This window comes from Bizionia gelidisalsuginis (assembly GCF_008086185.1).
Lineage (GTDB): Bacteria > Bacteroidota > Bacteroidia > Flavobacteriales > Flavobacteriaceae > Bizionia > Bizionia saleffrena.
The window spans coordinates 155,844-178,217 of sequence record NZ_VSKN01000001.1 but is presented as its reverse complement, the minus strand read 5'-3'; the positions used below and the strand labels follow the sequence as shown (position 1 = coordinate 178,217).

General features: G+C 34.0%; 21 protein-coding genes. 3 read left to right on the top strand and 18 right to left on the bottom strand.

Annotated elements, in window-relative coordinates:
- Positions 1–22 precede the first annotated feature (22 nt).
- The 14 genes from ES677_RS00845 to ES677_RS00780 form a co-directional block, all read right to left on the bottom strand.
- Positions 23–733 (bottom strand): response regulator transcription factor, encoded by a 711-nt coding sequence (locus ES677_RS00845; protein ID WP_148368652.1) that lies wholly within the window; start codon positions 731–733, stop codon positions 23–25.
- Between the two features lie 4 nt (positions 734–737).
- Complete coding sequence (locus ES677_RS00840) at positions 738–2,303, bottom strand: sensor histidine kinase (RefSeq protein WP_148368653.1); 1,566 nt, start codon at positions 2,301–2,303, stop codon at positions 738–740.
- 78 nt (positions 2,304–2,381) lie between these two features.
- Positions 2,382–2,966: a dephospho-CoA kinase gene (gene coaE, locus ES677_RS00835; protein ID WP_148368654.1), complete on the bottom strand. Its 585-nt coding sequence runs from the start codon at positions 2,964–2,966 to the stop codon at positions 2,382–2,384.
- Complete coding sequence (locus ES677_RS00830; RefSeq protein WP_148380142.1) at positions 2,963–3,925, bottom strand: CdaR family protein; 963 nt, start codon at positions 3,923–3,925, stop codon at positions 2,963–2,965. The genes coaE and ES677_RS00830 overlap by 4 nt, the downstream gene beginning before the upstream one ends.
- Entirely contained in the window at positions 3,925–4,932 is a 1,008-nt protein-coding gene (locus tag ES677_RS00825) for a glycosyltransferase (RefSeq protein ID WP_148380141.1), read from the bottom strand. Before ES677_RS00825 ends, ES677_RS00830 begins: the two co-directional genes overlap by 1 nt.
- Positions 4,933–5,082: 150 nt before the next feature.
- Positions 5,083–8,172, bottom strand: coding sequence for a fibronectin type III domain-containing protein (locus ES677_RS00820; protein ID WP_148380140.1), 3,090 nt, complete (start codon positions 8,170–8,172; stop codon positions 5,083–5,085).
- A gap of 231 nt (positions 8,173–8,403) precedes the next feature.
- On the bottom strand, positions 8,404–9,225 hold the full coding sequence (locus ES677_RS00815; protein ID WP_148380139.1) for an enoyl-ACP reductase FabI: 822 nt from the start codon (positions 9,223–9,225) through the stop codon (positions 8,404–8,406).
- A 45-nt stretch (positions 9,226–9,270) separates the two neighbouring features.
- Positions 9,271–10,923: a DNA repair protein RecN gene (gene recN, locus ES677_RS00810; protein WP_148380138.1), complete on the bottom strand. Its 1,653-nt coding sequence runs from the start codon at positions 10,921–10,923 to the stop codon at positions 9,271–9,273.
- A gap of 61 nt (positions 10,924–10,984) precedes the next feature.
- Positions 10,985–11,872: a type IX secretion system protein PorD gene (gene porD, locus ES677_RS00805; RefSeq protein WP_148380137.1), complete on the bottom strand. Its 888-nt coding sequence runs from the start codon at positions 11,870–11,872 to the stop codon at positions 10,985–10,987.
- Positions 11,865–13,076 (bottom strand): bifunctional phosphopantothenoylcysteine decarboxylase/phosphopantothenate--cysteine ligase CoaBC, encoded by a 1,212-nt coding sequence (coaBC, locus tag ES677_RS00800; protein WP_148380136.1) that lies wholly within the window; start codon positions 13,074–13,076, stop codon positions 11,865–11,867. The genes porD and coaBC overlap by 8 nt, the downstream gene beginning before the upstream one ends.
- Positions 13,077–13,081: 5 nt before the next feature.
- On the bottom strand, positions 13,082–13,411 hold the full coding sequence (locus ES677_RS00795) for a DNA-directed RNA polymerase subunit omega (RefSeq protein WP_148368663.1): 330 nt from the start codon (positions 13,409–13,411) through the stop codon (positions 13,082–13,084).
- A gap of 7 nt (positions 13,412–13,418) precedes the next feature.
- On the bottom strand, positions 13,419–14,219 hold the full coding sequence (locus tag ES677_RS00790) for an outer membrane protein assembly factor BamD (protein WP_148368664.1): 801 nt from the start codon (positions 14,217–14,219) through the stop codon (positions 13,419–13,421).
- A gap of 111 nt (positions 14,220–14,330) precedes the next feature.
- The gene (dapA, locus tag ES677_RS00785; protein WP_148380135.1) at positions 14,331–15,212 is read right to left on the bottom strand and encodes a 4-hydroxy-tetrahydrodipicolinate synthase; all 882 of its coding nucleotides are present in this window, start codon (positions 15,210–15,212) and stop codon (positions 14,331–14,333) included.
- 3 nt (positions 15,213–15,215) lie between these two features.
- Entirely contained in the window at positions 15,216–15,734 is a 519-nt protein-coding gene (locus ES677_RS00780) for a DUF6913 domain-containing protein (protein ID WP_148380134.1), read from the bottom strand.
- Positions 15,735–15,807: 73 nt separating this feature from the next.
- Between ES677_RS00780 and ES677_RS00775 the strand changes: the two genes are divergently transcribed.
- Both ES677_RS00775 and ES677_RS00770 read left to right on the top strand, forming a co-directional pair.
- Positions 15,808–16,563 (top strand): 5'-nucleotidase C-terminal domain-containing protein, encoded by a 756-nt coding sequence (locus tag ES677_RS00775; protein WP_148368667.1) that lies wholly within the window; start codon positions 15,808–15,810, stop codon positions 16,561–16,563.
- Between the two features lie 12 nt (positions 16,564–16,575).
- Positions 16,576–17,493 (top strand): bifunctional metallophosphatase/5'-nucleotidase, encoded by a 918-nt coding sequence (locus tag ES677_RS00770; RefSeq protein WP_148368668.1) that lies wholly within the window; start codon positions 16,576–16,578, stop codon positions 17,491–17,493.
- Between the two features lie 37 nt (positions 17,494–17,530).
- Here the strand turns inward: ES677_RS00770 and ES677_RS00765 are convergent, their stop codons facing one another.
- The 4 genes from ES677_RS00765 to ES677_RS00750 form a co-directional block, all read right to left on the bottom strand.
- On the bottom strand, positions 17,531–18,247 hold the full coding sequence (locus ES677_RS00765; protein ID WP_148380133.1) for a hypothetical protein: 717 nt from the start codon (positions 18,245–18,247) through the stop codon (positions 17,531–17,533).
- A gap of 248 nt (positions 18,248–18,495) precedes the next feature.
- On the bottom strand, positions 18,496–20,490 hold the full coding sequence (ligA, locus tag ES677_RS00760) for an NAD-dependent DNA ligase LigA (protein WP_148380132.1): 1,995 nt from the start codon (positions 20,488–20,490) through the stop codon (positions 18,496–18,498).
- Position 20,491: 1 nt separating this feature from the next.
- Positions 20,492–21,358, bottom strand: coding sequence for a peptide chain release factor N(5)-glutamine methyltransferase (gene prmC, locus ES677_RS00755; RefSeq protein ID WP_148380131.1), 867 nt, complete (start codon positions 21,356–21,358; stop codon positions 20,492–20,494).
- 14 nt (positions 21,359–21,372) lie between these two features.
- Complete coding sequence (locus ES677_RS00750) at positions 21,373–21,864, bottom strand: GNAT family N-acetyltransferase (RefSeq protein ID WP_148380130.1); 492 nt, start codon at positions 21,862–21,864, stop codon at positions 21,373–21,375.
- Between the two features lie 54 nt (positions 21,865–21,918).
- Here ES677_RS00750 and ES677_RS00745 point away from each other — a divergent pair, with 54 nt between their 5' ends.
- Positions 21,919–22,374 carry a hypothetical protein gene (locus ES677_RS00745; RefSeq protein WP_148368673.1) on the top strand — a complete coding sequence of 152 codons (456 nt, stop codon included), beginning with the start codon at positions 21,919–21,921 and terminating at the stop codon, positions 22,372–22,374.

Sequence of the window (22,374 nt, the reverse complement as noted above, 5' to 3'; positions counted from 1 at the left end):
ATATTTATCATATCACTGTATTCTACTGTTCCGGGTTTACAACTAATCTAAAGCCTTCGCCGTGAATATTTAAAATTTCGACTTTATCATCTACTTTTAAATACTTACGTAGCTTTGCTATGTACACGTCCATACTTCGAGATGTAAAATAATTATCATCTCTCCATATTTTTGTTAATGCCAACTCTCTAGGCATTAAATCGTTTTCATGTAACGCTAATAGACGTAATAATTCGTTTTCTTTTGGCGATAATTTTACCGGTTCATTATCTTTATATTTTAAAAATCTTAGTTTAGAGTTTAAATCGAAACCTCCAATTTTAAATTCAAATTGTTTGCTATCGGCAACAGTCTCTGTAGCCTTACGCTGCATTATTGCTTTAATCTTCATTAATAGCACTTCACTATCAAAAGGTTTATTTAGGTAATCGTCTGCCCCTACTTTATACCCTTTAAGCACATCTTCTTTCATTGCTTTCGCGGTTAAGAAGACAATAGGAATATCAGAATTTTTTTCTCTAATTTCTTTTGCTAATGTAAAACCATCTTTATACGGCATCATTACATCTAAAATACATAGATCGTAATCGTCCTTTTTGAATTTTTCGAAACCTTCCATACCATTTTTAGCATGAACAACTTCGTAATCATTCATCATTAAATAATCTTTTAGTACCGTTCCAAAATTTGGATCATCCTCTACTAATAATATTTTTTTTTGTTGTTCTTCCATAACTTTATGATATTAGGGGAAGCTTTATTATAAAAGTACTTCCTTTTTCTTTTTCACTTTCTACCGAGATATGACCCTCGTGATCTTCTACTATTCTTTTTACGTAAGCTAAGCCCAAACCGTGTCCTTTAACATTATGAATATTGCCCGTGTGTTCCCTATAAAATTTTTCGAATACACGTTTTTGTACGGCTTTACTCATTCCGCTTCCGTTGTCTTTAATTTTTACTAATATATTGTTTCCAACATTTACCGTTTCAATAATAATTTTTGGTGCCTCTGGAGAATACTTCACAGCATTATCTAGAATATTTACCAGAACGTTTGTAAAATGGGTTTCATTTGCTAAAATAGAGGACTTATCGGCTTTTAAATCGGTTTCAATAAAACCACCTCTATCTTCTACAATTAATTCAACATGCGAGATAGCATCTTCTATTAAGTCGTGCAATCTTACCCTATCCTTACTTATATTTAATTCGTTTTTTTCAAGTTTAGATATACGTAATACATTTTCTACCTGAGCGTGCATTCGCTTATTTTCTTCTCTAATCATTGTAAGGTAACGCAATACCTTTTCTTGATCGTTAATTATTTTAGGATTCCTTATAGAATCTAACGCTAAATTTATAGTTGCTATTGGCGTTTTAAATTCGTGCGTCATATTATTAATGAAATCGGTTTTGATTTCAGAAATTTGGCGTTGCTTAACGAGTTGAAAAATAGCGCTTCCATAAGTTAATATAATTATTAATGTAAAAACTACCGAAAGCAAAATCATTCCTATAAGCGTTGAAAAAATAAATTTCTGCTGATCGGGGAAATTGATTAATAATTTATAGTTATTAGAATCTTTCTCATTATAAAAAACAGGAATACCTATAGTTTCTAATCCTTGAAGTTCGAAATTTTCTGTTTGTATCTTTGTAGCTAAACCGTTACTATAGATAGCAAATTCGTAATCGATATCAATATCATCTTGCAATAAACGCAACTTTAAAAGTTTGTTTATTTGCTCTATCGACACCCGCTTATGAATAGGCCGTCTGTAGGCTGTATTATTGTAATGCGTTTCGTACACCAAATTATCAGTTCTAGTAAGGTCTCCAAATTGAATCATTTCAACATTATCCTTACCATCAATCTCACTGGATTTATAAACCTTCGTTTCATTCTGGTTTATAATACGTTTTATGCTTGTACTATCTAAACCAATGTCAAAGAGCGATGATGATAATTTATAATTCTCCTCTAGGATACCATTTCTATATACTAATGTTTCGTTGGTGTTTTCGTCGTACTGTTTAATGTATAAATTAGAAATGGAGTTCTCGTTTATATTAACCAATTCCCCTTTCTCTATTAAGCGCGATATTTTATAAATATGGTCTTTAAATTCCTCGTTCTCAATTTTATTAGTAACATAACGTAATGCCTTTTTTACGTTAAATTTGAATTGATCTTCCTCATTTTTAACAGAATTTGTGATATAATAACTCTGAACGAAGATTATCCCACCAAGAGATAAGCTCATTAAAATGATTAACACAAGAAAAATTTTCTTCCTCATTATTCAAAATTAACATTTTAACAATGAGTAATCGTACCATTTAACCTTACATTAACAAAAAAAACATTGTAGGTTTATCTACTTAATTTCTAGAAGGTTTGTGTGGATTTGAAGGACTTGTTTTCGTGTTCTATCGAGATCTAGATTCTCGATAACGTAATTTGATCGTTTTATTTTCTCTGAATCGGACCATTGGTTTTTCATAATGGCTTTTATTCTGTCTACAGTTGTCGAGTCTCGCTGTAACACGCGTTCTATTTTCACTGTTTCGGGTGCGTGTACAGTTATAATATGATCATAATTTTTATAACTTCCGTTTTCGAAAATAATAGCAGCTTCCTTAATTACATAAGGCGCTTCTTGCCGCGATTTCCAATTTTCAAAATGATTTTTAACTTCTGGATGCACTATGGCATTCATCTGCTCTAATAATTCTTTATTATTAAAAATTGATTCTGCTAAAAAGGGTCTGTTCAGTGTATTATTTATATAAGCTTTCTCCCCAAACAGTTTTATTAGCTTAAGCTTAATAACTTTAGAATATACCATTAATTTCTTGGCTTCGTCGTCTGCAATATAAATAGGCACGCCTAGCTCGGCGAACATTTTTGCAACCGTCGTTTTGCCACTACCAATACCGCCTGTTAACACTACTGTTTTCATTCTGTTATAATAAATTCGACTTTTTCGTGATGTAACCTTATAGATTTTGCTTTTTCACTCCTTTTAGTAAGTATGGGCGTTAAAAAGGTACTGGTTTCTTTTAAATCCTTATAATTACAAATTATCTGAAAATCTGTTTTTTTAATAGCATTAAAATTCTCCAGACTTGTGTAATAACTTACATAAATACTTTTTGGAAAAAATTTTAATGTGAGGTCTTTAGGAACATTAATTACCTCAACAGGAATTTCTTTTGTGCCTTCGGTAAACTTTTTAACATCTAATGCTAATAACACTTCCTTTTGCGATACACTCATTTTAGTATTTAAAGAATCGAGATTTAACTTCAAAATTTGGTGCACAGGCTTATTAATATTGGTCAATTCAATATTATGTGTTTTAATAAATTCCAACTCTCTTAATAAGGATTCCGGTCCAATAACTTTTATAGAATCAGGAGTTGTTGACTCTTCTTCCATAACATCATAACCAGGAGCATAAGCAATGGTCATTTGAGGTCGAACGGGTACATATTTTACCGCGTTTTCATCAAAATAAAAGGTTAGTGTTTCAGGATTTATACTTTCGATTTCAATTTCTTTACTGAATTGTTTGATTAGATTTGAAAACCCTTTTGTTCGCATCCAAACGTAAGTGGAATCAGCTTTATTCACATCGGTATTAAAATCGATAGATAAATAAGGCTGTTTCAAATAATATTTTAACCATTTAAATCCTTGCGCTTTTAAAGTTACTTTAAGTTGATGCGAAGAATCGTTTAAAATAATAACCTCATCGGGAATATTTTTTGGTATTACCGTAAAAGCGATGGTATCGGTATATGTTTTAGAGAGTTTTGTTAATACTAATATGGCGAATGCCAAAATGAAAAACAAGAAGAAAATATTAATTTTTCTCGTTTTAATTACTGTTAGTATTTTTGACTTTAATGTTGTCATTATTTAATTTTAAAAAATAATTTTGGAAAAGCCTCTTCTGGCTTTTTGTTAAAAAGCGTTAAGGTCAATGTTGATTTTATAAAACCGTAACCGTAACCAAAAAACTGGATTGTTGTTGCTATTAATGATTGAAACCCTATAATTATACTTTTATTCTGAATAGTTGCTGAAACTAAAACTAAAATATAATACAAAAAAACACAATATAAAGGCCATAATATACCAAAAACCGTAAGTAGTAGCGATAATATACAAGAAAAACTAAAGAGAAAAGGAAACCAATAGGTTATTTTTTTTGTTTCTGGATGCCAATAATTTAAAATTGGTCTTACCATACCAAACTTATTGACTTGTGTGTAAAATTTAGACCACGAAATTCTGCGTTTATGAAAAACATAAGCTTCTGGTATTAAATTAGTTTTAAACCCTTTAGTCCACAACCTTATCGTTAAATCGGGATCTTCACCTGGATGTATTCTGCCAAAACCTTGTGTTTCGTGAAAGGCTTTTTTAGACAAGCCCATATTAAAACTTCTAGGCTGAAAAGTGTCTATACTATTTTTATGTCCACGAATACCGCCCGTGGTTAAAAACGAAGTCATACTAAAATTAATCGCTTTTTGCAGATTAGAAAAAGATGCATGAGCGGCATCTGGACCGCCAAAACAGTCTACATAATTGTGCTGTAAACTATTATTAACTGCATTTAGATATTGCGATGGTAAAATACAATCGCTATCTAAAATTATAAAATAATTTCCATTAGCACGTTGCATACCATAATTTCTAGAAGCGCCTGGGCCTGAGTTTTCTTTAAAAAAATAAGAAATATCTAATTTAGACGTATAGCTATCCACCACTTGTTTTGAAGATTTAGTAGACCCATCTTCCACAATAATAATTTCAAAAGTACAAGCAGTTTTCAGTTCTAAAAAACTATCTAATAATTCTTGAATTTCATTTGGTCGGTTGAAAACTGGTATGATAAAAGAGTACATAAGTTGCATAGCACAAATGTACTTAAAATACGGTTTAAGATTGGGGTAATAAAAAAGATACTTTTCTAACCTTTTCCAATGAAATTACGGTATAAAAAAGTCCCGCTACAGATGCAGCGGGACTTTAAAATTTAAAGAATTACGTTTTTACTTTTATTCTTACTCTTTAATAATTTTAATAGTTTTAGTCGCATTTTCAATAGTCACTTTAACAAAATAAGCGCCCGATTGTAAGTTAGACATATCTACTTCACTATTAATAGCATTAGGCGCAACACGTAAAACTTCTTGTCCTAACATGTTTAACACTGCTATATTCTGGATGTTCTTAATACCTTTTAGAGATAATGTATTCTCTACTGGGTTTGGATAGTAAGAGAAGTTGTTTTCTGTATTGAAACTTGATGTTGATAATGTAGAATCAGTAATTTCAAACTCACCAACGTGGAAATCATAATCTTCCGAATCATTTACAGTTCCATCACTTGCCCATAAAGCAAATTGAACATTACCACTAACCGCTGCTAAATCTGCAAGAAACTCTGTTCCATTAACAGACGGCTGATTACCCACATTCCAAGTGGTAAGGTTTGTCCATGTTGCTCCATTATCAATTGTCATTAATAATTGAACTTCGTCATCACTACCCATTGTATCTCCTACAGTTGTTGGCGTACTAGAAGAACTATAATTGGTGACAGCAACATTAACTTTTAACATTTGGTCTGTACTTGCTGATAAATCATAGACAGGAGAAATTAACCATTCTCTATCTGTATTAAAATACAAGTTAATAGCATTTGAATTTACGGTATTTCCATCACCGTCTTCATAAGCTCTATTGCCTCTCCAATCACTTGAAGTCCCCGAAGGCCCATCAACTACTTCTCCAGAACCAGCTTCCGACCAACATACTGTTGGAGGATTGTTAGTAAAGTCTGTTGTTGAAGGAAATACAGTTATTGCTTCACAAGTTGTAGAAAAAGCAAACGGTCCTACCCATTCAGATACACCATCGGTACCTCCACAATCAGCTTGTACATAAAATTCGTAATCATTCGATGAAACTAAACCTGTAACTGTAAATGGATTTGCAGTAACACCAGCATCAGTAGCTGTCATAGTTTGCGAATCTCCAGCAGTAATATCAACAACCTCAATATTCCAAGTCGTTTCAGTGGCTCCTGCTGTCCATCCTAAATCTGCAGTTGTTGTTGTTATATTAGTAGCAGTTAAAGCTGTTGGATCAGGACACAAAATTTGAGTAATATCTAAAGTATAGGTAGTACTTTGTGGTGTTGCCCATGTAGAAATAACCACATAGTATGTTGTCCCTGCTGTTACAGCGACGTCAAAATTATAATCTGCAGAACTACTTCCATTACCAAATCCTACCGCACAAGCAGAACCTATATCTGCACAATCTGTATACACGAATGCTCCAGAATATGTAGAGCCTAAAGCAGACAAAGCAATGTTAATTGTTCCATCAGCAGAAGCTGTATAAGAATACACAACATCATCACCATTTAAATAACTAGAAGTAGTACCACAACCCGATGCACCTGGAGAACCAGTATAATCATCGCCATAATTTGCTGTATCATCTGAGGTGTTATAAGGTAATGCTGTTACTTCAATAGCTGATTCACATATTTCACCATACGCCAATGTAGAAAATGGCTTAGTCACAAAAGGACTAAAATCCGTTCCACAAACTGCTCTTACATAAAAAACATAATCTGTTCCTGCAGTTAAACCTGTTGCAGCAAAGGTAGTTGCCGTAATTGCTGTTCCTGTCGTAGGAGCTGGGTCTGTAGCTAATAATAGAGCATAATCGTAATCTGTTTCAGTACCTCCTTGAGCCCAAGATAAATCGGCTGTGTCAAGAGCAATATTTGATACACTTAAACTTAATGGTTCTGGACAAGCAGGTGCTTCTATAATAGAAACATCATCTACAGCAATATCATTCTCATAATTAGAATTTGTTGCGGTATCTACAATAAATCTCACTTTAATATTTCCTGTTATAGTTAACGTAGATAAATCTACACCTACGAACTCCCATTCATCGACATCTCCATTGTCGTCCATATAAACCTCATTCCAAGCTGCTCCATCCCAAACTTCAACGGTGATTTTATTAGAATCAGTTCCTCCCGCAATAAAATGATACACGTAGAATTGAAGGTAAGGTGTTGCTAATCCGTTGACATCAATCTCTCCAGATTCTAAAGTAGTATCTATTGAGGTCACTGTAGTCGAACCATCAACTAAAGCAAAATAACCAGAACCTGATGTGTGATCAGAATAAGAGTTTCCAAATGTAGGCGCCGTATCGAAACTCCAAACTTTGCTTGTAGAACTGGTGTTATTCCAACAGCCAGGCAATGCTCCTGCGTCCTCAAAAGACGCTGTGTACGGTGCTACAATAGCATCACAAAGCGTTGTAAAGGCAAAAGGTCCTACCCAAGCACTTAATTCGCCTGATCCACAATCAGCTTGTACATAAAATTCGTAATCATTTGTAGCAACTAAGCCAGAAATAGAATAAGGATTCGTAGTCACACCAGCATCTGTAGCCGTCATTGTTTGCGTACCACCAGCAGTTACATCTACTAATTCGATGTTCCAAGTTGTTTCAGTACCACCAGTCCATTCTAAATCGGCAGTAGTGGTCGATAAATTAGACGCCAATAAAGCAGACGGTTGAGGACAAGAAATAACCTGTGAAATAGCTATATTATCTAAATAAAAATAGCTGTCTCCACTTTGCCATTCGCCACGAATTCTAAATTTAAAATCAGAACCTGATGGTAAACTTGAAGCAGGAATAGTTTCTAAATAATCTGAACAAGCCGTTGTTTCTGTTACTGCAAACGAAGATAATAAGCTCCATGTAGCAGCATCGTCTGCTGAATATTCTACATACATAATATAATCTACAGCATTACTTGAATAAGGTCTAGCTAACCATTGAAACTCTACAGTCGTATCTGTTTCATTAGAAATCCCTACATAATTTGGCGACGTTAACGATCCATCATTTGATGATGAACTGAACATATTGTTGTAAAGATTTCCTGTGCCTTCGCATAAGTATGCTGCAGTTGTACTTGCAAAGTAACTATTCTGTGTCCATCCGGTAGGAAAGCCTGAGTCCAGATTTTCTTCAATAAAAATCTGTGCGCTAGATTGCCATATACAACATATAAGCAATAGTAACGAAAAAGTAATTTTTTTCATAGTTTTAAGTAATTAGTTAATAACATTAGTCCTCTAAATTAACCAAAATTTAACAATTATCAAGGATTTCTCTAACAAATAAATAAAATGCCAATAAAACTGTTAAAGCAAATAACTTTCTATTTAAAATCGGCTACAAACTTTATTAATATAACATTAACAGTCTTTTACATAAAAAGTCCCCAAATCATATATAATTTGGGGACTTTTTATTTTATATGGTTTAAAAACTTATTCCTGACCTTTTTCGAAGGCTTCCATTACCGCATCACTAACTCCCATATTGCTAAATCCGCCATCGTGAAATAAATTCTGAAGGGTTACTTTTCGCGTTAAGTCGCTAAATAAACTTACCGTATAATTCGCACAATCTAAAGCAGAAGCGTTTCCTAAAGGAGACATTTTTTCGGCATAGTTAATAAAACCGTCAAATCCTTTTACACCTTGACCAGCAGTTGTAGCAGTTGGAGATTGAGAAATAGTATTGACACGTACTTTATGATCCCGTCCAAAAAAGTAACCAAAACTACGCGCCACACTTTCTAAATAGGCTTTATTATCAGCCATATCATTATAATCTGGAAATACACGTTGTGCTGCCATATAAGTTAAAGCCACGATGCTTCCCCATTGGTTCATTGCTTCATTTTTGTACAAGGTCTGCATCACTTTATGAAATGACATTGCAGACACATCGGTTCCTTTCTGTGTCCAATCGTATTTTTGATCTGTATACGCTTTTCCTTTTCTAACATTTACAGACATCCCGATAGAATGCAATACAAAGTCAATTTTACCACCTAAAATCTCTATAGATTTCTCTATTAAGTTTTGTAAATCTTCTTCCGACGTCGCATCGGCTGGTATAATCTGAGATCCTGTTTTAGCTGCTAATTGATCTATAGTACCCATTCGCATACCTATTGGCGCATTAGATAACACAAAAATACCACCTTCTTCATGAACACGTTCGGCCGTTTTCCAAGCAATAGAGTTTTCATCGAGTGCGCCAAAAATAATTCCCCTTTTTCCTTTTAGTAAGTTGTAAGACATTCTATATTTTCTTTATATTATTTAAACTCTTATTTTATACGCTACTTAATTAAGTAGTTGTTTCGCGTGTGCCAATGCCGAAGTCGACACTTCGATTCCGCCTAACATTTGTGCTATTTCAATCACTCTATCGTCTGGATTCAATTTTACCAAATTAGTAGTAGTCACTTCATTTACGTCCTCTTTAAAGACTTTAAAATGCGTCTCACCTTTGGCAGCGATCTGTGGTAAATGCGTAATACTAAACACTTGCATAGCTGTACTCATTTGTGCCATAATATCGGCCATTTTGTTAGAAATCTCTCCAGAAACTCCGGTATCAATTTCATCGAACATAATAGTTGGCAGCTTTACGTATTGCGTTAAAATTGATTTAATCGCTAACATAATACGCGACAATTCTCCACCCGACGCCGCTTTTTTCAAGATATTAAATTGCCCCCCTTTATTCGCAGAAAACAAGAATGACAATTCCTCTCTTCCGTTACTAAAGTATGTTTCACCAAATTTTAATGCAATATTAAACTGGGCGTTTGGCATTCCTAAACTCACTAAAATAGTTTCGAGTTCTTTTTTAAGTTTTGGTAAAACAGACAATCGTTTTTTGTGTACTTGCTGCGCGGCTTTATCTAACGTGGCTTGTACAACTGAAATCTCTTCTTCTTTTTTAACGATATTGGCTTCTACATTCTCTGTGTCGGCGACTTTTAAATCTAGAGCTTCTCTAAGGATTATTAATTCTGCAACATCTTTTACAAAATGTTTCTTAAATAGATTATTCAACACCATTAATTTAGCGTTGACTTCTTCTAATCGGTTTGGATTAGCGTCCAATTGCTCTTGAAACTCTTCAACTTCGCCAAAAATATCGTCTAAGTCAATTAAGCTACTTGTAACACGATCTGAAACGGGTTTGTATTTTGAAGCTAGACCAGATAATTTAACAAACGTATTTTTCAACTCCGTCAAACTGGTCAAAATACCAATATTTTCTTCATTAAATAAGGCCTGAGCTATGGTTAGTCTTTCTTGTATTTGCTCGACATTGTTAAGGCTTTCAAATTCTTCTTCTAACGCTTCTAATTCCCCTTCCTTTAATTTAGCTTCCAGTAATTCTTTCAGTAAATAGGAATTATAGTCGTGTTCTTTTAAGGCTTCCGCTTGAAATTCTTTGAGTTTTAAAAGCTCCTTTTTTAATTTTTTATAGGCCGAAAGTCTTTCGCTATACAGGTGTAAATCTTTTGTGTTTTCAGCTAAAGCATCAATTACTTGAAACTGAAAAGCATCGTCTACCAACTGAAGGGTTTCGTTTTGCGAGTGAATATCGATTAACTGACTTCCTAATAGTTGTAAAACGTTTAAATTTACTGGTGAATCATTTATGAATGCACGCGATTTACCGGATGGTAAAATTTCGCGTCTTATAATTGTTAGCGGTTCAAAATCTATATCATTTTTTGTAAAAAGACCTTCTAAATTGTAGTTTACAATATTAAACTGCGCTTCGATAACACACTTTTTGGTGGTGTCGCGAAGACTAGATAAATCGGCTCTTTTTCCTAAAATTAAAGATAAACCACCTAAAAGAATAGATTTTCCTGCACCTGTTTCTCCTGTTATAATAGTAAACCCATCGGTAAAATCCACTTGCAGATGATCTATTAAAGCGTAATTTTTTATAGTAAGTGCGGATAACATATTTTATTTCAAGTTTAACCTATTAATATGTGTTGTAAAATACAGAAGTTCGAAGACTATTTTAGTATTTTATAGTTCTCCATTTATCGGAGTGTGTTGGAGCGACGCGGTTTAAAACATCGACTAAATTGCTAACGTCTACAGTTGGTCCGTCTGAAAAAATCTGACCGATTTCTTCGGCTTTTGCATCGAAAAACACACGAGACAAGTACGAGTTTGGTCTTCGGGTACTCATTTCTTTAAAGTAGTCTATAGCCAGAGCTATTTCTTTTTTCCCTGCTTTAATATCGCTACTCATGACATCCAAACCGCGAATATGATAATTATGCATTACCGTTCTAAAGTCGGCAAAAGTAGGTGATAAAATATTATCTATTAAAGCAAAACGACTTTGTAAACCGTCTTCTAATTTCCAGCCTTTAAACTTTTCTTGCTGTGAAAAATTAACAATACGCTGTGCTTGTTTAAAATACGGATCGCCACCATTCTTTTCGAAAGTTTCGGCATCCATACCTAAAATCATATACACGTGAAAAGCAACCACAGAAACCAAGTTAGATTCGTACTGGTTTGGATTATAAATTAAGTTTTGATACTCTATATAATTAAAAGAAAACTCCTTATCGTTCATATTGTAAACGGGCGTGGTGTAAGAGGAACCGTATACAGGTCTTGATGATTGTACCTGAATCGTTCCCGAAAAACTATCGCCGCTATAGCTCTTAATAGTTATTGCTATATTACAATCTATACGTTCTTGAGGTTCGAATGTTCTTTTTGTCCACTGCGTTTTCGTAACAAATTCTTTTAACTCATTTTCTAAGGTTTTAAAAACTTGCAAATTTTCGTTACCCGTTAATTGTGCGTTTACGGCAACATTGCAGTTTAACTCTTGCGCAAAACCAACAGTAGTAAAACAAAGTAAGAAAAGAAGTATTGAGTTACGCATCTATTTTTTTTATTATTTCATTTATTAAATCAACAGCAACTTCAGATTTTAATTTTAAATCGAATGCCGTCACCGTAGTATCTTTTGCTATAAAAGTGACTTTATTAGTTTCGGTTTTGAAACCTGCGCCTTTATCTTGTAACGAATTTAATACAATTAAATCTAAATTCTTCTTTTTTAATTTTCCTTTTGCATTTTCTAATTCGTTCTGTGTTTCTAAGGCAAAACCGACTAAAAACTGACTTGTTTTTATAGCACCCAAAGAAGCTAAAATATCCTTAGTTTTTATTAAGTCTATAGATAAGGTACTCGTTTTCTTTTTAATTTTCTGCGTGGCTACATCTTTAGGTTTATAATCGGCAACGGCAGCAGATAAAATGGCGATGTCGCAATCTTTAAAATGCGCGTGTACGGCATCATACATCTCTTGAGCACTAATAACAGGTACAATCTCTACAGATTTATGGGCTAATTTTTGCTGGGTAGGTCCTGAAATTAAAGTTACTTTTGCACCTAAATTTGCCGCTGTTCTCGCTATTTCGAAACCCATTTTTCCACTAGAATGATTTCCTATAAAGCGCACAGGGTCGATAGCTTCGTAAGTTGGTCCAGCCGTAATTAAAACGTGTTTATTTTTTAGTGGCAGTTGATTTAAAATATCTTGCTCGATAAACGTCACGATATCTTCAGGTTCGGCCAATCGTCCTTCGCCCACCAATCCGCTGGCTAATTCTCCAGTAGCGGCAGGGATTATTGTGTTACCAAAAGTTTTTAATTTTTTAAACGTCTCTAAAGTCGTGGGATGTTTGTACATATCTAAATCCATCGCTGGAGCAAAATAAACCGGACATTTTGCAGATAAATAGGTTGCCAATAACAAATTATCGCAAAGGCCATTAGCCATTTTAGATAAAGTATTTGCGGTTGCTGGTGCGATTAATACAAGATCTGCCCACAGCCCTAATTCGACGTGATTATTCCATTCTGCGTTATCATCGTCTTCATTGTAAAAGGATGAATAGACTGGATTTTTAGATAAGGTAGATAACGTAAGAGGTGTAACGAAGTCTTTAGAAGCAGGCGTCATTACGACTTGCACATTAGCGCCTGCTTTTATAAATTCTCTTACGAGTGAAGCTGTTTTATAAGCGGCTATACCAGCACTTATGCCTAACAGTATATTTTTGCCACTTAATATAGACATAGAATTTAGTCTTTGTTGTCTTCCTCTGTGTTTCTGTAATAAATTTTATCTTCTAACCATTCCTGTACTGCCAAAGCGTGTGGTTTTGGTAATTTTTCGTAAAATTTAGACACCTCAATTTGTTCTTTGTTTTCGAAAACCTCTTCTAAACTATCATTGTAAGTTGCAAATTCCTCTAACTTCTCGATTAATTCTTTTTTAATTTCAGAGTTAATTTGGTCTGCTCTTCTAGAAATAATAGAAATCGCTTCGTAGATATTTTCCGTAGGCGCTTCAATTATATTTCTGTCATAAGTAGTTGTACTTAAAGGCGCATCAATCTTTTTTAAATCCATAGTTATATTAACTTTTAGTACTGTAGTTTTCTAATTCTTCTTCAATATCATTTAATTTATCGGTAGCTTTCTCTAGATACTGTGAGTTAGCATATCCTTGTTTAAATGACATATAATATTTTTTCGCGGTTTCTAAACGGTCTTTCTTTTTGTACTCCACACTCTTCATAGCCAATTGGTACGCAGAATCAAATCTGTAGTACAAGGCATCCTCTCTTAATTGCGCGCCTGGAAAGTCGATAATAAAAGTATCGAATGATGCCATTGATGCTTTAAAATCTGAAATATGATTGTATTGTTTAGCAATTTCGAAAGCTTTTTTCTCTAATTTAAAAACCAATTCTTTTACCAATTGATTCGCTTCAGAAAGATCCTCTGATTCAGGAAAAATATTTACAAACTCTTGCAACTTCTCAATTGCTGTTATTGTTTCCGATTGGTCTTTAGAATATGCTGGCGATAATTTATAGTAACTTTTTGCACTTTTAAAAGTCGCTTCTTCTATTTTCTCACTCGTGGGATACGCCGAAACAAAACGCTCAAAATGATAACTAGACACGTAATAATCTTCCATTTCGTAAGAAGCATTAGCGTTTAGATACATTAATTTTTCTGCTTGTGGTTTCCCTCTATAACTAGGTATTATTTGCTCAAACAATTTGTTAGCTTTAGAGTATTTACCGGCATTGTAAAGTTCTTCTCCTTTTTTAAATTTTACGGCGATATCTTCAGACTTTAAAGCCTTTTGATACTCACTACAAGAGCTTAAAACTAGAAATGTTATTAATATGTAAAAAAGGTTCTTCATAATTTTTTAACAAGATGCAAAAATACACTAATTATATTGATTTTAAAAATATTTCTCTAAGCGAAAATAATTGTTAAATTCAGATTAATAGGTGGTTTAGGTTATATTTAACTAATTGTTCTGCTTTAAAAAAGCATTAATTTTTTCTTTAGATGTTTTACTCGCGTCTACCAAAGGTAATCTTACGGTAGCTTCACATAATTGCAATCCTTCTAAAACCGCTTTAATTCCGGCCGGATTATTTTCTTCAAAAATAAGATCAATAGCATCAATTATTTGATAATGTATAGCGTAAGCTTCTTCGGATTTACCTTCTAATCCTAATTGAATCATTTTAGAAAACTGCTTTGGCAATCCCTGAGCAATTACCGAAATCACCCCTGCTCCACCGGCCAATGTTATGGCTAAAGCCAAATCATCATCACCAGAGATAACATTAAAATGTGCTGGTTTATTGTGTATTAGTTTGTAATACTGACTCATATTAGCACCTGCTTCCTTTACGCCTACAATATTTAGGAAATCGTTAGCCAAACGCAAAATCGTTTCTGGAGTCATATTTACACCTGTACGCCCTGGGACATTGTACAAAATAAGGGGTACCGGACTCGCTTGTGCAATTGCTTTAAAATGTTGGTAAATCCCTTCTTGAGTGGGCTTACTGTAGGCCGGTGATACTGAAAGAACCCCAGCAAATGGTGACAAATCGGTGGTTTTAATTTCTTCAATTACAGAAGCAGTATTGTTACCTCCAATTCCTAAAACTAAAGGCACTTTATTGGCGTTCGTTTCAACAATCGTTGTTATAATTGCTTTTTTTTCTGTAGTCGTCAAAGTTCCGTTTTCGCCAGTTGTACCACTAATTACAATATAATTAACACCGTTATTTATAGTGTAATTTACAATATTAGTCAGCGCACTGTGATCTATGCTTCCATCGTGTTTAAAAGGTGTTACTATCGCTATTCCTGTTCCTAAAAAAGGGTTATTCATTATTTATAGTCGTTTTAAAATCTTTAAGTATTTAATCAATTCGGTGTTAAATGTGGTAAACGCCGGTAACTCTGTATGTATTATTAAATCGTTAAGGCGCTGATCTTCTTTTAAAAGCCCTACTTTAAATGCTGCTTTAGAGCTTGCGGTTAGTAACTTTAAAAGCGTATGGTTTGTTGTGTAATAACTTATTAAAAGGCTAAACTTGGTATCTATAAATGTTTTTAATTCTTCATTTTTTATAGTGCCGTTCCAACCTATATCACTCGCGTTATAAATTACTGCTTCAGCAGTTTCGTTTTTTTTACTGGCCTCCGAAAATAAGATAATATCTATCTTTGGCTTGGCCATAGGAAAAAGTGAACTTAATTCAGTATTCCAATCTAAATTGAAGCACTCTTCGCTATTTACAATAATTCCTACACGTTGTACTGGAGTCTTAGGCTTTAAAATTTCACGCCTTCTTAACTCAGAATTAATATGCTTTTTATGTATTTTCTCTCTAAATCTTTTTAAAAACATTTATATTTACTCCTTTATTACAAAAGTAGCTAAAGCATACTAATTGTAAGATAAAATATAACACATTTACACGATGAAATTCAAAATACTACTTATAGTACTTATTCTTCTTTGTTTTACAAGTTGTAAAGATGAAAAATTTACGCTTTCTAAAATTGAAGGTAAACTAATACCTGTTACAGATAGCTTAGAAATTGATCCCGCTTTCGATTCGATTATTAAACCGTACAGAGACCGATTAAACGAGGATATGAATACGGTTTTGTCGTATGCTCCAGAAACGTACTCGAAATCTAACGGTGCTTTTAATACCGCTATAGGAAATTTAATGGCCGATATTATTTTTGAACAATCTAAAGGCGTTTTTAAATCCCGGACCAATTTTGAGTTGGACGGTGTTATCTTAAATCACGGTGGAATTCGCTCGATTATTTCTAAAGGCGATATTACGACCAAAACGGCTTTCGAAATTATGCCTTTTGAAAATAGCATTGTCGTCGTTGCATTAAAAGGACGACAAATTGATAGTATGATGCAGTATTTAGCCCGTTTTAAGCGTGCACACCCCATTCAGGGTTTTAAATTAAGTATTGACCAAGAGTATAATATTGTAGCGTCTTCCGTTAACGGAAAAGCTATTGATACCGCAAAAACGTACTATGTAGCAACGAACGATTATCTAGTAACCGGTGGTGATAATATGCGCTTTTTTGCTGATAATGAAGGTGAATATCCTTTAGACTATAAAATTAGAAATGCATTAATTGATTATTTCAAAAAAGTAGATACCATTAACCCCATCATTGATGATAGATTCATCCAAATTTAATAACAACACCCTATGAAACGTAGACATTTTATACAACAATCTGTAGCCGCAACAACGTTAGTTACTTTAGGTGGTTTTGGGTTGCAATCCTTTAATGCAGCGCCACGAGTAAAGCAAATTACAATATTGCATACCAACGATGTGCACAGTCATATTGACGCCTTTGGTCCTGAGGACGGGCGTAATGCCAATCAAGGTGGTGTGGCGAGACGTGCCAGTTTGATTGAAAGTATTCGTAAAGAAACCCCAAACACATTACTACTAGACGCCGGAGATATTTTTCAAGGCACTCCCTATTTTAATTATTATGGAGGTGAATTAGAATTTAGATTAATGTCTAAATTAAAATACGATGCCGCGACTATAGGAAATCACGATTTTGATAATGGTGTCGACGGTCTTTATGCACAATTACCGCACGCGAAGTTTGATTTTATTTCGGCCAACTACGATTTTAAAAACACGGTTTTAGATACCCATGTTAAACCATATAAAGTATTTAAAAAAGACGGATTAAAAATTGGAATCTTTGGTTTAGGCATCGCTCTAGATGGTTTAGTCGATAGAAAAATGTCTAAAGAAACCGAATATCTTGATCCTATAGAAATGTCTCAGGAAATGACACGCCGCTTAAAAACTGAAGAGCAATGCGATTTAATTATCTGTTTATCGCACTTAGGATATCACTACAAGAACCTACCAGACAGGATTAGCGATTTAAATCTAGCAAAAGCGACCAAAGATATAGACTTAATAATAGGGGGCCACACACACACTTTCTTACCAAAACCAACAGTGGCTCAAAATAAAGAAGGTAAAAATGTATTAGTCAATCAGGTAGGTTGTTACGGCATCAATTTAGGGCGCATAGACTTTTACTTCGATAATGATAAAAATAAAACGGCAAACGGTACATCGATTATTGTATAAAGAATAACAGATCTTATTCTTCTACATTTTAAAACCTCTAAAATAATACGCGGTAATAGGTGTTCACTTTTGAAGTGATGTAAAAATGCACTAGCGAGAAACCTGCAGTAAGTAATATAGCATTAGTAAGTCCTAATATATAAACCTCAGAAATATAGAAACTCGCTAAGTGAACCATTTCTGAAAACACAATACAAGCCGTAGCCAAAAACAATAATAAATCGTCTTTAGAATCGCGGCATAAATAATTTAACAAAGACAAGGACAACACCATTGTAATAGAAAGATTATAGAAACTTTCTAAGAAAAAGTCAATCGACCAAACGTGTATCCCAGATTCATCTAAAACTATACTATTTAACACATAAACGATATAGGAACTCAATACCAATAAAACAGTTACAAAAGTCTTAAATCGATTAAAAAGCACTAGAAAGCTTATTTTTTTTATAAAAAATAGGGCTAAACTGAAATAAGCTAGAATGCACATCCCATTACCCACATAGTACGACGGAAAACTATCTACAGCATCAAAAATGATTAAAATCTCAGACATCGAAAAGAGCACTAAAAATCCTAGAAAGAAATAGTCCGTCTTTTTAGACTGTAAAAAATAATGGACCACAAACAATGGGAAAATTAACGCCCTGGAAAATATTGGGATTTCTTTTAATTTAAAAACCACACTCAAAACATAAGCGACAGCTAGTATAGCTAATATTACCGATATGATTTGAGATTTTGATATATTCATCACGCTGATTTATCACCAAATATAAATAAAAATACATTCATAACCGACGAAACGATTAATTTTATCGATTAATTACCATTATTTAATTAGCATTGAATCAAAAAATAATTAGTACTTCTTCTTATAAGTAGTCTTTTAATAATGTATAAAAGGATCAAAAACACAAAATTTGTTCTAATTAAAGTCATCTTAAATTACTAATAGTCATAAATCCTATCACCACATAAGAATGTATAAATAGTTACTACTTAATTAATCATCTCTAAAAACTCAAATTCTGAAATAATTGAGACTCCTAATTTTTCTGCTTTCTCCTTTTTACTCGGTCCCATTTTATCACCGGCAATCACATAGTCCGTTTTTGAGGAAATGGACGATACGTTTTTACCACCATTATCTTCAATCCGTTTTTTAAGTTCGGTTCGCGAGACTTCTACAAACACCCCAGAAACGACAAAAGCTTTACCTTCTAATTTGTTTGTTTGATTAGCTAATTTTTCAGCTGAAATTTCCAACTGAACACCAAATAATCGTAATCTTTCGATAGTGATAATATTTTCTTCCGAAGCAAAAAAAGCTACCACACTTTCGGCTATTTTAACCCCTATTTCATCTACTTTCTCCAAATCTTCTAGTGATGCTAAAGCGATAGCATCGATACTTTTGTAGTGTTTCGCTAATTTTTTAGCCACAGTTTCACCTACAAAACGTATACCGATAGCAAATAAAACACGCTCAAAAGGAATGGTTTTCGATGCTAAAATCCCCTGAATTAAATTATCAGCGCTTTTTTCTGCCATACGCTCTAAAGGCAGCACATCTTCTTTTTGTAATGTATATAAATCTGAGTAATTGGTAATTAACCCTTCCTTAACTAACAAGGCGACAGTTTCCCCGCCAAGGCCTTCAATATCCATTGCTTTTCTAGAGATAAAATGTTGAATTCTACCTACCACTTGTGGTGTACAACCGTTATAATTAGGGCAATAATGTTTTGCTTCACCTTCAATTCGCACCAACGGCGTTTCGCAAACCGGACAGTTTAAAATATACTGCGTCAGTTTTGCGTTTACGGGTCGCTGACTTAAATCGACAGCGATAATTTTAGGAATGATCTCACCTCCTTTTTCTACAAAAACCGCATCTCCTACCCTAATATCTAACTTTTCAATTTGGTCGGCATTATGCAACGATGCTCTTTTAACTGTCGTTCCTGCCAATTCTACGGGTTCTAAATTGGCGACTGGAGTGATTGCTCCCGTTCGCCCTACTTGATACGTAATGTCGTTTAATCGCGTAGAGACTTGTTCCGCTTTAAACTTAAAAGCCATTGCCCAACGGGGCGATTTCGACGTATACCCCAACTCGTCTTGTTGGTATAAATTATTCACTTTTACAACGACCCCATCAGTTTCGTAGGGCAAATTATGTCGTGCCGTGTCCCAGTAATTTATAAATTCAAAAACACCATCTATAGAAGCTACTAACTTAGAAGCTTCGGGTACTTTAAACCCCATTGCTCTCGCTTTTTCTAAGCTTTCAAATTGCGTTGCAATACCCAAATTCTCTCCTGTAATATTATATAATAGACAGTCTAATGGGCGTTTTGCAACCTCACCGCTATCTTGTAATTTTAAACTTCCAGACGCTGTGTTTCTTGGATTTCTATACGGTTCTTCGTCGTTTGCAATGCGTTCTTCATTCATTTTCATGAAGCCTTCAAACGGCAAAACAATTTCGCCACGAATATCGAATTTTGGCGGGTAATCACCTTTTAACAGTAACGGTACCGATTTAATAGTTTTTATATTCGTTGTTACGTCATCACCCTGAAAACCATCGCCGCGCGTAACAGCACGAACTATCGCTCCATTTTCGTACGTTATACTTATTGAGGCGCCGTCGTATTTTAATTCGCAGGTGTATTCAATATCACCATCAATCATTTTTTTAATTCGGGTTTCCCAATCTTGCAAATCTTCTAGAGAATACGAATTATCTAAAGAGTACATTCTGTGATTATGTACAACCGTATTGAAGTTTTTAGTGACTTGCCCCCCTACGCGATGCGTTGGCGAATTGGCGTCGTCAAACTCAGGATGTTTTTCTTCTAAATCCTGGAGTTCTTTCAGTTTTACATCAAAATCATAATCACTAATAGTCGCATTATCTAAAACGTAGTAATTATAATTATGTTCGCGTAACTCCGTGCGTAATTGTTGTATATACTCGTGTGTATTCATTTTAACTTTTTACTCCTTTTATCATTCTATCTTTACCAAACATATCCTTTCTCAGTTCAATATCTGTAAAGTCATTCTCTTTTAGTAAGGCGATCATTTCTTGCCCCAAAGACTCGTTAATCTCAAAAAACAACAGACCGTTTTCTTTTAAATGTAATTTAGAAAAGTCTATAATTGCTGTATAAAACTGTAAAGCGTTATCGTTTTCAACAAATAGCGCCAAATGCGGTTCGTTATCTAAAACATTGGGTTTCATTTCTTGTTTTTCTAATTCGCGAACATACGGCGGGTTAGAAACAATAATATCTAAACCTTCGAAAAACACCTCTGGCTGGGGCTCTAAAACACTAGCTTCTATAAAATTTATTTTTACGTTGTTGCGCTTCGCATTTTGTTTTGCGACTTGCAAAGCCGCTTTAGAAACATCGATGGCAGAAACCTGTGCTTTCGGTAATAATTTAGCCAACGAAATTGCTATACAGCCAGAACCTGTACCAATATCGACTAGTTTTGGGTGCTCGGTTTTAGTAGCGAAAGCCTTAACAGAATCGTAAACCCAAGTGACTAATTCTTCCGTTTCCGGACGTGGTATTAGTGTGTTGGCAGTGACTTTAAATGGAAAACCATAAAATTCTGTTTCCTTTAAAATATATTGAATTGGGTATTGCGATTTTAACTGACTTAAGGCTTCCATAATTTTGGGGTGCTCATTCGTTGTAATTGCCAATTCGGGCTGCAACGCTAACTCTAAACGCGAGATACCGAAATAGCTTTCTATTAAAATAAAGAATAAACTACGGACTTCGTTTTCACCATAAATAGCATCCAATTCGTTATGGAATATTTTTTTTAAATCTTTTAATAACACTGTTTAAATTTTTATTAAAGGTCTTTTAGAAGCCAAATATCGCAAGAATAATGACCAGTATCGCCGTAAGGGACCTTTAAATGTTTAAAATTATAGATTTCATAAATATGAATAGCCGCTTCTAATGATGACACTGTTTCAATATAAATCTGTTTAAAGTGATTATCGACTGCCGCTTTTAAGCATTGCTCAAAAAGAAGTTTACCGTAACCTTTGCCTCTTATTTCTGGTGCAAAATACATTTTTTGAATTTCGCAAACCTCAGTTTCATAATTAGGCAACGCTTTAATACCGCCTCCACCTAAAACAACACCATTTTGCTCGATAACATAATACACACTACGCGCATTTTGGTACGACTCAAACATCATAGTAGTTTCCTTATCGGCGTAAGCAGTTCCTTCCAACGGCAACTTATACTCTATAAAACAGTCTCTTATCACCGCTTCCATTTCGGCATTATCTTTAACTTCTATTTCTCTAATAACAATAGTATCTTTGCTCACGTTAAAACATTATTTTTACGAACGTGAAGATACAAGAATTCGCAAAAAATAGATATGAAGAAACTTATAATCTTATCAACAATACTAATTTCAATGCTAAGTTGCGGCATTAATAAAAAGCCGGAATTTTTAAAAGTTGAAAATATAAATGTGGTAGATTCTAATTCGGAATTCATTATTTTAAGTGCCGATGCTTTTTTCAATAACCCGAATACTGTGAGTGGCTATTTAAAGACCGATAGTCTTAAAGTACTTGTTAACAACCTTGAAGTAGCTAATATATCGTCTAAAAAATTCAAAGTACCCGCAAAACAAGAGTTCTCCATTCCGTTACAAGCTAATATTCCTACCAAACGTATTTTAAACTTAAATAATTTAAGCAGTTTGCTAGATAGTTATCTTAACAAAACGGTTAAGGTACAGTATTTAGGTACTATTTCATATCAAGTTTATGGTTTTTCGCACACCTATTCGGTTAACGAAATTCAAGATGTAAAAATTAAACTCTAA